Below are 12,553 nucleotides of genomic sequence, written 5' to 3'. Positions count from 1 at the left end.
CTGTCTGCCTTTACTTTACCGGTTATCAGGTCGCTGAATTTTTTAATGCCTTCCTTTTTGGGGGCACCCACGGTGGCTGTAGCGGTGGTTCCGGCAGGGCCAGATGAGGTTTTAAGTGTCAGGGTTTGGTTTGCCGCCTGTTTTTTTGTAGCGCATGAACTGCCCAAAACAGCAAGCAAGCACGCAGCACCGTATAAATAGTGGCCTGCCAAAAATTTATGTTTCATTAATGAGAAGAGTTTGAAGCGTAAACTTAATAAAATCCCGGCTTTTTATAATGATATATAACAGAGCTGGTGATAGCCGCATATTATATGCGCCGCTTTAAGGTGAGCACTACTTTATCAAGTCTTTTATCGTGGTAAACATCTAACAAGAGGCTGCGGTCATTTTTTGATTTAAAGAGATCGTCAATTTCCTCAAGGGTCATTTTTGAAACAGGTTTAAAGTTGATGGATACAATTTCATCGTCAGCTTCCAGACCCACCTCATCTCCAGCCGATCCGGGTTCAACCCGGTTAATCACGATGCGATCAAAATTATTGCCGGCGGCGTAATACTCCAGCCCGCTCATGTCATGTTCAAAAGGTTCACGATAGTTAGATGCTGGTTTTAAATACATCATATTATGCGCATAATCCAGAATAACGGAAAAGCGTTTCAGGGTACCGATACCCAGGTTGCCGTCACGTTCAACAGATAAGCCCGTTTGATTATTATTGGCATCAGGGAAAGAGGCTATAACATCCTTCACTTTAAACTTGCCCAGTTCAAGCGCCGCTATGCGGCCTAAATATCCATTTATGGGGCCATTTAATCCAATACCCAGGTTTGCCGAAGCAATAAATTTTTGTGGCAGGCCATAACGCTTCACAATATTTTCAAGCGAGATGGGGTGACCAGCACCAAGGTCAATAATGAGTTTGGTTTTTATATTTTCGCCGCTTTGCAGCGTTACCCAGGCCTGCACATAAGGTTTTCGGTCTTCAATGGTAATGGGGATGTGTACACCCTTCCTGAAAACTTTAACATCTTTAGGGCGCCAAACAGTTAAGAGAGTATCTACCGTGTTTATTTTAACTGCCAGGTTATTAAAAAACTCATACCCGAGCAAACCGTGAATAGGCATACCCGCATAGCCGGATAAACTGAACAGGTCTTTTTTGAGTATGGCCGCGGCTACATCATAGCTTTTTAATCCCGGTATTTCAACATCCAGCGGTGAGGTAACATAGGCTTCCGCGTCTTCCCCCTCGCCCAGTCCAGGAATTTTTAAAGTACGTTTATTAGGAATATAAATAGAATCGGCTAATTTGGGATCGGTTATGATCATGAGGCCAACGCCGGTATCCAATATAAAGTTATAGGGCCCTTTGTGGTTAATGTTTAACTTGATAACCATAAGGCTGCGCACCAGGTGAAATGGAAGTGTTACTTTTTTTTTGTGCGGGTCGAGATCAAAGTATTGAGCTCTGGCGGTTAAAAAGCAAAACGAAAGTAAACATACCAGCCACAATGCCCGGGATTGCCTTAACTGAATGAATAACTTAAGTAACAAGAGATTATAGTTGGTATATTAAATTTACAACAATAATTGGTTAAACTGAATATTTTTATGCTAAAATCAACTTTTGTATTTCTGGTAATTATTGGCTCTTTATTGGTTAGTAATGATACCGTTTATGGCGGGTCGATTAAAAAACGGAAAGTAAAAAAGCAGTTTAAACACTCGCAAATAATGAACGATCATTTTACCGGGTTTGCCTTGTATGACCTGGACGATAAAAAAATGATATATGAATTAAATGCCGATAAATATTTTACGCCGGCATCAAATACCAAACTGTTTACCTTTTATACCTGCCTTAAAATGTTGGGCGATTCGGTACCTGCACTACGTTATGAAGCACGTCATGATTCGCTGATATTCTGGGGTACCGGCGATCCTTCCTTTCTGCATAGTGACCTAAAAGGTATAAATGCTTACAGCTTTTTACAGCATAGTAATAAAACATTGTACTACTCGGCCACGGGCTATGGAGGTGATTTTTTTGGATCGGGCTGGGCCTGGGACGATTATGGCGATTATTACCAGGCCGAAATAAATGGCCTGCCACTGGAAGATAACGTAGCCCTCATTTATGCCGATCATGATGGTAACCTGCAGGTGAAACCTAATTATTTAAAACGGTTTTTAAGCCAGGATACCAGCTATCATCCGAAACGGTTTAACGTTAGGCGCGATTTTTTGAGCAATAAGTTTAGCTACCCTGTTATGGCCGTACCGGCTAATTTTAAGCAGGAAATACCCTGGAAAATCACTACCGAACTAACATGCGCCCTGCTGCAGGATACATTGAAAAAGCCAGTGTGGCCAATAAACCTTACATTAAGCAGCAATGCCGAAACCATATACAATGCCAATAGCGATTCTGTTTACCGCCGTATGCTGCAACCCAGTGATAACTTTATTGCCGAGCAACTACTGCTGGCATGCTCGTCAGTAAAGTTTAATACGCTAAATACCGACTCGGTGATCAATTATTCCAAAGCTCATTTTTTGAATGATCTGCCTGATGCGCCACAATGGGTGGATGGCTCGGGATTATCGCGGCGGAACCTTTTTACTCCCCGCAGCATTATTGCATTACTATGTAAAATTGAGGATGAGGTAAAAGACGACCAGCTTTTGCATAGCATGATGCCAGCCGGCGGTACAAAAGGCACCATCAGAACAGCATATAAAACGGATAACGGGCAGGTGTTTGTCTGGGCAAAAACAGGATCATTAAGTAATGTTTACAACCAGAGCGGTTACCTGGTTACCCGTAAGGGCAAACGGCTTGCCTTTTCGTTCATGAACAATGGTTTTACCCGCCCAACTAAAGAGATCAGGGATGAGATGGTCAGGATCATGACCTATATACATGAGGAGTTTTGAGGAGGAAATCAACCGGGCAAAATTGTCATTCTGAGCAATAGCGAAGAATCTATTAACCGATAGATCCTTCGTTCCTCAGGATGACAAAAGGGAAGAATAAAGCAATTTAATTTAACCTCTTTACCATTTGCTCTTCTACCAGCTTAAATACCTGTATGGGCTTTAGTGTACGCCAGCCCATATTGTCAAGCACACCGCCAAAGTTAATGTAGTAGTCGATGTTGTTACGTTTAAACTCGTCAATTACATGTTCGCGGAAGTTGATACCGGCAATCCAGCCATCTTCAATATCCTGAAACCATTCTTCATAGTACAGATCATCTGAGGAGTGAAAGTTGAGCACGTTCTCCCCTATCAGTATAAAATGATTAACGCCGCTGTCAATCATCAGTTCCAGCAGTTCACGCTTAAGCAGCATAATGTCATTATTAATGGCATCGTTCCACTCGCCTATAAACTCGATAATGGTGTAGCCTTTTTCGTAGTCGGCAAACAGTACTTTTAGGTACAGGGTGTTGGAGCCGAACGAGTCCCACTGTGGGTGCAACAGATAATTATAAACCTGCTTATCAAACTCAAACTCATTGTATTCAGTAGCATAAAAAGGCGAGTATTCATCTTCCGATGCTATATAATCGTCTCTCCAGCGGTAATATGGTTCAATTTCGTGCATAACGCTTATCAATTTCAAACATGCAAACTACGGCTGTGTAACTGTCTTTTTCAATCATTTGCACATCTGTAATTCGCACATCCGCACATCAAAAAATCATTTTTTATAGTTTTCCACAGCGCTTCTAACACTTCCGTGTTTTTTTAATAGCGCTTCGGCCTCATCTTCATTTAATCCGGTTTCTTCCATGACCATGCGGGCGCCGCGGTGAACCAATTTGTTGTTGCTTAGCTGCATATCAACCATTTTATTTCCTTTCACGCGACCCAGTTGTATCATTACACTGGTGCTTAGCATATTTAAAACCAGTTTTTGCGCCGTACCTGCCTTCATTCGGGTTGAGCCGGTCAAAAATTCAGGTCCGGTAACTACCTCAACCGGGTATTGTGCTTCGGCGGCAACGGGGCTGCCACTATTACAAACTATGCAGCCAGTTACAATATTATTTTGATTGGCAGTTTTTAAGCCACCAATAACATATGGCGTAGTGCCTGAAGCGGCAATACCTACCACCACATCTTTATCATTGATGTGAAACTCCTGCAGATCTTTCCAGGCCTGCTCGGCGTCATCTTCGGCAAACTCAACGGCTTTGCGTATGGCGCCATCGCCACCGGCAATAATGCCAACCACCATATCAAACGGAACACCAAATGTTGGGGGGCACTCAGAAGCATCAACAACACCTAAACGGCCGCTGGTGCCTGCACCAATGTAAAACAGCCTGCCCCCATCCTTCATGCGGGATGCGGTTATGGTTGCCAGTTGCTCAATTTGAGGCAATGCTTTTTTAACAGCAAGGGGTACTGTTTGGTCTTCCTTGTTAACGTTTTCAAGTATTTCAAGAACTGACAGCTGTTCTAAATTCTTATAGTGCGATTCCCTTTCTGTGGTGGTTTCCATTAAATCTTAAATAATTTATAACAAAATTCGGTAAAAAACATCAAATGCGGTGATGTCAATAAAAATTATTGGTAACGCATTGATTAACTTTGCTCACAGAAGATGAAAAAGACCGCGGGAGTTATTTTCAGGACAATGATCCTGGTGTTGTTAGGTATTGCTATCGGCTTGCTGATAGGCGACGGGAATTTTACTGACCGTAACCTGGGCTTTTCATTTTCTGGTAACGACAAAATTTCAAAGGTTTTGGAGCTGGTGGGCAACAATTATGTTGATAGTGTAAATGTGGATAGTATTGAAGGCGTATCGGTTAATAACCTGCTGCAGAACCTTGATCCACACTCGCTTTATTTGCCGCCACAGCAAGCACAATCTATTAATGAACGACTTGACGGAGGCTTTAATGGTATAGGTATTGAATACCAATTACTGCGCGATACGCTGATCATAACGCAGGTATACGAAGGAGGCCCGGCGGCAAGGGCTGGTTTATTAGCAGGCAGCAAGGTGCTTACCGTGGATAGCAAAAAGTTTTCGGGAACCAAGCTTACCCCCGATAGAATAAACAATGTTTTCAGAGGACAAAAAGATGAGATTGTACTATTGGGTGTTGCCAGTGGCAACGGCATAAAAACTTTCACTATAAAACGCGGCCATGTTGATTTAAGTAGCATAAATGCCGCCTACATGGTTAATAACAATACAGGTTATATTAAAATAAGCAAGTTTGCATCAACTACAGATACAGATTTCCGTAAAGCGCTGAAACGGCTTAAAACAGATGGCATGAGCCAACTGCTGCTTGATCTGAGAGGCAATGGCGGAGGGTACCTGAATGCGGCAACATCAATGGCCGATGAGTTTTTACGTAAAGACCAGCTGATTGTTTATACCAAAGGTGTACATGAACCCCGTACCGATTATTTTGCTACCGATTCTGGCGCATTTCAAAAAGGAAAAGTAACTGTGCTGATAGATGAGTATTCGGCATCGGCCAGTGAGATATTGGCCGGGGCCCTGCAGGATCTGGATAGGGCTACCATTGTAGGTCGCCGTTCATTTGGTAAAGGGTTGGTGCAACAGCAATTTCCGTTTGGTGATGGTTCGGCAGTAAACTTAACGGTGGCCAGATATTATACCCCGTCTGGGCGGTCTATCCAAAAATCATACAAAGGCGGATTGGAGAGCTACCGCAACGAGCTGGCATTGCGGATGCAAAAAGGCGAGCTGTTTTCTGAGCAAAACATCCGGAGCGATTCTGTTTTTAAAGGCGCATCGTTCCATACTCTTAACGGGCGCAAGGTTTTTAGCGGAGGAGGTATTATGCCCGATGTTTTTGTGCCGGCAGATACTACCCAAAACACAATGGTGATACAAAACCTGCTTGATCAGCAATTGTTTTCGGCCTACGTGATTGACAAAATGCAGCCTGTTTTAGACAAGTTTACAACCGATGATGATTTTATAAAGCATTACACTATAAGCGATGATGACTTTCATAACTTTATCCTGTACTCATCGCAGCAGTTGAAAGAAATGGATTCGCACGAGTTACTGATATCCCGTGAATATATCAAGAGTATTTTAAAGGCAAACGCGGCCCGCTTTAAATGGGGAGATAACGCCTTTTACCAGGTGATGAACAATAACGACGAAGCGTTTAAAAAGGCTGTTGCCACGATTAATTGATCTGCATAAAAAAAGAAACATCCGGATATGAAAAAAGCACCTAAACAGGTGCTTTTTTGTTTTTTATGCTTTTACTTTTGCCTGAACCACACCTGTACCGGTGCGCCAGAAAAATCAAAGTTCTCTCTTAATTTATTTTCGATGAAGCGGTAATATGGCTCCTTCACATACTGCGGTAAATTACAGAAGAACGCGAACATGGGCGACGAGCCTGCAATTTGAGTAATGTATTTAATTTTAACGTATTTGCCTTTAATTGATGGCGGCGGGTAAGCTTCAATAATAGGAAGCATTACCTCGTTCAGTTTGGAGGTTGATATTTTACGGGCACGGTTTTCATAAACCTGGTTGGCCACATCAATTACCTTTAATACACGTTGTTTTTCTGTAACGGAAGTAAATACGATCGGCACATCGGTAAATGGCGCTATTTTTTCGCGTATCTGCTCTTCAAAAACCTTAACGGTTTTGTTGTTCTTTTCAATCAAATCCCACTTGTTCACTACCACCATGATGCCTTTTTTATTTTTTTCGGCAAGGTGGAATATATTAATATCCTGCGATTCGATACCTTCAACAGCATCAATCATCAGGATGATCACGTCGGCTTCTTCCAAGGCTTTGATGGTACGCATCACCGAGTAAAACTCAATGTTTTCCTTTACCTTGGTTTTTTTACGCATCCCTGCAGTATCAATCAGCATAAAATCATGCCCGTACTGGTTATAATGGATGTGTATAGAATCACGGGTGGTACCTGCTATAGGGGTAACAATGTTACGATCTTTACCGATAAGGGCGTTGATGATAGATGATTTACCCACGTTTGGCCTGCCTACAATGGCATATTTAGGACGGGTATTTTCTTCCAGCACCACATCCTCAAAATGCTTTACTACTTCGTCCAACAATTCGCCGGTACCAGAACCTGTCATTGACGAAATACTGTAGATTTCGCCCAGACCAAGGCTGTAAAATACCATCGAATCGGCAACCTGGCTGTTATTATCAAGCTTGTTTACTACTACAAAAACAGGCTTGCTGCTTTTGCGCAGGCGAGATGCAATTTCATCGTCCAGATCGGTAATGCCGGTAGTAACATCAACAATAAATAAAATAACCGAAGCTTCTTCAATGGCAATATCAACCTGCTCGCGTATGGCGGCCTCAAAAACATCATCAGAGTTGGCTACATAACCACCGGTATCAATAACAGTGAATTGGTGGTTAAGCCACTCGGCTACGCCGTAATGCCTGTCGCGGGTTACACCGCTAAAGTCATCAACAATGGCTTTGCGGGTTTCGGTTAAGCGGTTATATAAGGTTGATTTGCCCACGTTGGGCCTGCCCACTATGGCTACTATGTTACTCATGGTTGTTAGATTTAAGAATCAAGAGACAAGAATCAAGACAAACTTATTTAAAGTCGGTCTATATTTTGCACTTTAATCCTTATTATATTGTTATTAATTTAACTCTTGTATCTTGATTCTTACCTCTCGGCTCTGTCAATTATTCGTATCCGAATTTTTTAAGGTAATTTTTTTTGCTGCGCCAGTCGGGGATCACTTTTACAAACATTTCCAGGAACACTTTTCTTTGGAAAAACTCTTCCATATCACGACGGGCGTAAGTGCCTACAATTTTAAGCATTTTGCCACCCTGGCCAATAATGATATTTTTTTGCGAATCGCGCTCTACGATAATTTCGGCGCTGATGCGGTGCAGGGTTTCGCCCTCAATAAAGGCGGCAACAATAACTTCGGCGCTGTAAGGGATCTCTTTTTTATATTGTTTAAGCAGCTGAGCGCGGATCATCTCTGACGCGAAAAAACGGTCGTTACGATCAGTTAGCGCATCTTTTTCATAATAAGCCGGGTGCTCAGGTAGGTTTTCAACCACAAAATCCATCACAGATTTAATGTTGTGCTCATGCAGGGCCGATATAGCAAAAACAACTTTGGGGTTTAGTTTTTCTTGCCAAAACTCTACTTTCTTTTTTACTGTCTCTTCGTCGCTTTGGTCAATTTTGTTAATGAGCACGGCAACGGGCGCTAATGAGCCTTCCAGTTTTTTTAACACGTCGGTTTCATCGTACTCTTCGTAAATATCGGTAACCAGCAAAATAAGGTCGGCATCAACAATAGAACCATCTACCTGGTGCATCATGCTTTCGTGCAGGGCGTAGTGTGGTTTGATGACGCCGGGAGTGTCCGAAAACACGATCTGGTAATCGTCCGTGTTCACAATACCCAAAATGCGGTGACGTGTAGTTTGCGCTTTTGGGGTAATTATGGACATTTTTTCGCCAACAAGGGCGTTCATAAGGGTTGATTTACCTGCGTTTGGTTTACCAATAATGCTTACAAAACCCGCCTTGTGACTCATATAAAAATAATTAAAAATATATTTGGACTGCAAAGAAACGAATTATATCTTTGCAGTCCAATTAAAACGGAGTGCAAATTGCATTTTTGATAATTGGGAGCAAACATTTCGGGGTTATGTCCGTTATGTATAATAACAAAACAGTGCGGGATGGAGCAGTTGGTAGCTCGTCGGGCTCATAACCCGAAGGTCGTAGGTTCGAGTCCTGCTCCCGCTACAGAGTAAAAGCCTCTTGGAGAAATCTGAGAGGCTTTTTTGCGTTTATTGATAACTACTTTTCCTAAAATGGCCAGTTTTATCAATGTGCCACTTTTCCTCCGATATTTCTTTTCCTTCCGGTGTTGGCGTATCACTTGTTGTATAAATATGTTGAAGTACAATTGTTAGATTTTTATTTATGGTTGAATGTCTATTCGCAAACCATGGGTAGTGCCTTCTGGGATCGGAAATCGCAATGTTAATTGCATCAATTACACTAAGATCATACTTTAGTGTCACCAATTTTATACCTTCTGAATCCGTGGAACTTAATTCAACGACAACAAACTCTGGTCTTTTAGCAATCAAATTCCATGCTCCTTTATAATTTTTTTCAACCAAATTAAAAGTCGAGTCTATTAAGTCATCATCAATGCTCCCACCACCAATATTTGTAGGGATTAATTTAACAGGGATGTTAAATAACCGCTTCTCTTTAAATTCAGACAGATTAATGGAATCGAAATCACGATTATAATCTTCAGATTTATAGGGAAATTTAATTGTGGGTAAGCTATCTAAGTGATTTACTAATTTTGCACTATCGGTGGGTGGCAAAGAGGATTTAACAGTGCTACTCTCAAGCTTGTTTTTTGCTTCAACATTTATTTCATCCTCACTAATTATTTTTTTACCGGTCTGTCTGCACGATGTCAAAATGAGTAATACGCAAATACAAATCGCAATCTGTTTCATTTGATAGGTTTAAGTATTACTAAAGCTAATTGATATTTGACAAATTGTGTAATTCTTAAACTAAATATTTCAACGGGAGTTCCGTAAAGCCCCTCACTACCGCAAGCGTCCCGCTTGTGGTAGCTTATTTCAATCTACGGACTCATCATACCACCGCAGTAAAATTTTAATGACAGTAAACCTTTTCCCTACTTCTGTCGTAGTTTTGATATAATATCGTTAAAAATCAAAACAATCTAGCCATGTTAAAGAAATATTATTGCTTATCGTTTTTAATCTTCGGCTTTTCGATATTGATAAGCCAATCTGGTTTTGCCCAAACAAAGATGTTGGCTAAAGGAGATAAAGCGCCTGTATTTAGCGCGCAAGCCAGCCTCGCAGGCAGCGAATTTAATTTTTCATTAAAAAAAGCGCTTGCTAAAGGGCCGGTTGTGGTTTACTTCTATCCTTCTGCTTATACCGGCGGTTGCGATGCAGAAGCACATGCCTTTGCCGAACAAAAGGATAAATTTACAGCTGCCGGAGCTACTATTATCGGCGTATCCGGAGATGATATTCAGCGACTGAATACATTTTCTGCCGATCCGAATTACTGTGCAGGCAAGTTCGCCGTCGCGTCAGATGCCGGAGGTAAAATTGCGCAAACGTACGGGCTGGTAATGTCCTCTCCGAAAATAGGAATGAAAGATGTACGCGGCATGGAGGTTAACCACGGCTTTATACCGCGAACTACTTACGTTATTGGTAAAGACGGTAAAGTTATAGCAGTCTTTTCATCAACAAACGATCACATTTCACCTACCGAACATGTTGATAAAGCATTGGCTATTGTAAAAGGAGCATAATTCATATTTAACGTCACTATTAAAAATAAAAGCCTCTAAGAAGAGGCTTTTTTGCGTTTGGAGATATTGAAGTGCCGTATAAATTTTTAATCTGTCATTTTTTAAGGCGTGTCTTAATTCCTTCAAGACCATTCTCTACACCGCCTTTGATCATTTTTCCATAGCCATCGTCATGCAAAAATTTGATATACACCAAAGCTGTTTCATAGTTTTTTGTTGCCTTTTCAAATTCTTGCAGATCCTCATAACCTTTGGCAATGTTCAGATAAAGTGAAGGGTAAGCTCCTTTAACACTATCGTCTTCGATTTCCAATGCCAGGTTTAGTGCTATTTCGTCCCAGGCCAGCTTATCAGCAATGCTTTTTTGATGCCGGGCAACATAATGAGCTGCAGTGAACTTTTCCATATTGTCGTTTGCTTGCTCCCATGCCTGGAGAAAGACTTTTGATGCTTCCTCATTTTTGCCCTCCCCCTCCAAATCCATTCCCTGGGCACAAAGTTTCACAATTACATTATCGGGGTCAAATTGCATAGTAAGCGTTTATTCAAAAATACTATTATGGAATGAGGTAAAAAAAATGAAAAGCTTAACATTCGTTTCCTTATTCACACGCATACACCATTGTCCCCGCCTCTTCCATTTCCTGAAAACCCGATTTGATATAGAAATCAAAAAGCGGTCGGCGTGTAAATAGCATAACCGTTTTAATGTCTATCTTTTTCATCTCCTCTTTTATAACAATGATCAGGCTGCGGCCTACTCCAGATCCTTGCGCGCTAACCTTTACAAACAGTTCTTTCAAAATAAAAATGTTGCCATTGTAATAGGGCTCCATATTTCCTATAGCGCAGCCAATTATCACACCATTACGACGAGCTACCCATCCCATAAAATTAGGGGTGCAGTAATAGCAGGTTAACAGGGCTTTTGCTGTTTCGGTGGTCCAGTTATCATTCCAGGGCTCTGCATTATATGCCGCCGGGTATATTTCAGCGCATTGTTCAAGTGTTTCAATCGCCTTTATGCTCTCTATTATCATGTTGTGCTCCATTTGATAAAATCTTTTGTTGGATGCACTTTAGTCGGGTTAATTCCAGGTTCCTTACAAAGGGTTTATGATTTAATTATCGTCCCCGAATTTTAAAAAGGAAAAAACGACTCACTATTTTGCACCGACGATGTTAAAGTAATAAATGACAAAATATTGGTGTACGATGAAAAGATCCGTCACTTTCCGCCCCGATTCTGTGAAAAAATAGTGGGCTATTTGTTGGCTGTCTAAAATAGGTTTTTAACACAATGTTAAAACTTTAGTGATCGGAGCAGAATTTTTTTGCCTATCATTACGGCATGCATCTACATGTTGGCTTCAAGGTTCTTGTTTTGGCTTCGCTATCATTTATGAAGCCTGAGCGTGCGGCTTTAGTTACCCGCCATAAAACAAAGAAAATTGTACGGGTGCATCATTCACATCATACAACACATAGCCTAAAGGTTATTGATACTGCAGCTTTAACAGGCTGCACCACTCCCGACGAATTGATAGTTTTTGCTAAAACGCTCAAAGGTATCCGATACCGCTATGGTTCCTCAAACCCGGAGCGGGGCTTTGATTGCTCGGGATTTGTCAACTATGTGTTTAATCATTTTGGTATAAGCATTCCCAGAAGTTCATCGGATTTTGCAGATGTTCAGGGCAAGCGTGATCTGAACGAAGCCAGATTTGGTGACCTGATACTATTTACCGGCACAAAAACACATAACCGCGGCCGGGCGGGCCACATAGGTATTATTATATCGCAACCTGGCGAGCCTATAACTTTTATACATTCCACATCAGGCGCTGCCAATGGCGTTACAGAAACTACCCTGAATGATTATTACATGGGCAGGTATATCAAAACCATCCGCCTGTTCCCTGAAAATGATGATTTACAAGATGAGCACCTTGCATCCGTGGCAGATACTACCCAAACCAGTAAGGGATCACTTTAGGAATAGAATAACCTATTTTTTGTTTTTATTAAGTAAAAAGGCTGCTTTTGCCTTTAGGTGCTAATTATATATTCGCCGGTTACCAAAACTTATTATACATTTGCGCCATCAAAACAGTGCGGGATGGAGCAGTTGGTAGCTCGTCGGGCTCATAACCCGAAGGT

Annotated in this window: 13 protein-coding genes and 1 tRNA gene; 5 read left to right on the top strand and 9 right to left on the bottom strand. The window is 41.5% G+C overall.

The annotated features are described in order from the left end of the window. The coding region (locus tag AAGC65_RS20865; RefSeq protein WP_343114397.1) for a hypothetical protein at window positions 1–227 on the bottom strand (227 nt) is incomplete at its 3' end. 83 nt (window positions 228–310) lie between these two features. Continuing rightward, window positions 311–1,558, bottom strand: coding sequence for an aspartyl protease family protein (locus AAGC65_RS20860; protein ID WP_343114396.1), 1,248 nt, complete (start codon window positions 1,556–1,558; stop codon window positions 311–313). 57 nt (window positions 1,559–1,615) lie between these two features. Between AAGC65_RS20860 and AAGC65_RS20855 the strand changes: the two genes are divergently transcribed. Next, window positions 1,616–2,941, top strand: coding sequence for a D-alanyl-D-alanine carboxypeptidase (locus AAGC65_RS20855; protein ID WP_343114395.1), 1,326 nt, complete (start codon window positions 1,616–1,618; stop codon window positions 2,939–2,941). A gap of 106 nt (window positions 2,942–3,047) precedes the next feature. On the opposite strand, the gene AAGC65_RS20850 is transcribed toward AAGC65_RS20855, so the two are convergent. Continuing rightward, window positions 3,048–3,614, bottom strand: coding sequence for a hypothetical protein (locus AAGC65_RS20850; protein ID WP_343114394.1), 567 nt, complete (start codon window positions 3,612–3,614; stop codon window positions 3,048–3,050). A 96-nt stretch (window positions 3,615–3,710) separates the two neighbouring features. Next, window positions 3,711–4,517 (bottom strand): N-acetylmuramic acid 6-phosphate etherase, encoded by an 807-nt coding sequence (gene murQ, locus AAGC65_RS20845; protein ID WP_343114393.1) that lies wholly within the window; start codon window positions 4,515–4,517, stop codon window positions 3,711–3,713. 102 nt (window positions 4,518–4,619) lie between these two features. Between murQ and AAGC65_RS20840 the strand changes: the two genes are divergently transcribed. Next, complete coding sequence (locus AAGC65_RS20840) at window positions 4,620–6,206, top strand: S41 family peptidase (protein ID WP_343114392.1); 1,587 nt, start codon at window positions 4,620–4,622, stop codon at window positions 6,204–6,206. Between the two features lie 71 nt (window positions 6,207–6,277). Here AAGC65_RS20840 and der read toward each other — a convergent pair whose 3' ends face one another. Together der and era are read right to left on the bottom strand one after the other, a co-directional pair. Further along, a complete protein-coding gene (gene der, locus AAGC65_RS20835; protein WP_343114391.1) occupies window positions 6,278–7,579 on the bottom strand; it encodes a ribosome biogenesis GTPase Der in 1,302 nt (433 codons plus the stop codon). Between the two features lie 139 nt (window positions 7,580–7,718). After that, the gene (gene era / locus AAGC65_RS20830; protein ID WP_343114390.1) at window positions 7,719–8,594 is read right to left on the bottom strand and encodes a GTPase Era; all 876 of its coding nucleotides are present in this window, start codon (window positions 8,592–8,594) and stop codon (window positions 7,719–7,721) included. A gap of 144 nt (window positions 8,595–8,738) precedes the next feature. Here era and AAGC65_RS20825 point away from each other — a divergent pair. After that, window positions 8,739–8,811 (top strand) — tRNA-Met (locus AAGC65_RS20825). 44 nt (window positions 8,812–8,855) lie between these two features. Here AAGC65_RS20825 and AAGC65_RS20820 read toward each other — a convergent pair. Then, complete coding sequence (locus tag AAGC65_RS20820) at window positions 8,856–9,548, bottom strand: hypothetical protein (protein ID WP_343114389.1); 693 nt, start codon at window positions 9,546–9,548, stop codon at window positions 8,856–8,858. Window positions 9,549–9,790: 242 nt separating this feature from the next. Here AAGC65_RS20820 and AAGC65_RS20815 point away from each other — a divergent pair, with 242 nt between their 5' ends. Then, window positions 9,791–10,393: a peroxiredoxin gene (locus tag AAGC65_RS20815; protein WP_343114388.1), complete on the top strand. Its 603-nt coding sequence runs from the start codon at window positions 9,791–9,793 to the stop codon at window positions 10,391–10,393. A 94-nt stretch (window positions 10,394–10,487) separates the two neighbouring features. Here AAGC65_RS20815 and AAGC65_RS20810 read toward each other — a convergent pair whose 3' ends face one another. After that, complete coding sequence (locus AAGC65_RS20810; RefSeq protein ID WP_343114387.1) at window positions 10,488–10,925, bottom strand: hypothetical protein; 438 nt, start codon at window positions 10,923–10,925, stop codon at window positions 10,488–10,490. Window positions 10,926–10,995: 70 nt separating this feature from the next. Further along, complete coding sequence (locus AAGC65_RS20805) at window positions 10,996–11,433, bottom strand: GNAT family N-acetyltransferase (RefSeq protein ID WP_343114386.1); 438 nt, start codon at window positions 11,431–11,433, stop codon at window positions 10,996–10,998. Window positions 11,434–11,744: 311 nt separating this feature from the next. Here AAGC65_RS20805 and AAGC65_RS20800 point away from each other — a divergent pair, with 311 nt between their 5' ends. Further along, entirely contained in the window at window positions 11,745–12,389 is a 645-nt protein-coding gene (locus AAGC65_RS20800; protein WP_343114385.1) for a C40 family peptidase, read from the top strand. Window positions 12,390–12,553 lie beyond the last annotated feature (164 nt).

It is taken from the genome of Mucilaginibacter sp. (genome assembly GCF_039207105.1).
In the GTDB taxonomy this organism is placed as follows: Bacteria; Bacteroidota; Bacteroidia; order Sphingobacteriales; family Sphingobacteriaceae; genus Mucilaginibacter.
This window is presented reverse-complemented; position numbering and strand designations above follow the sequence as displayed.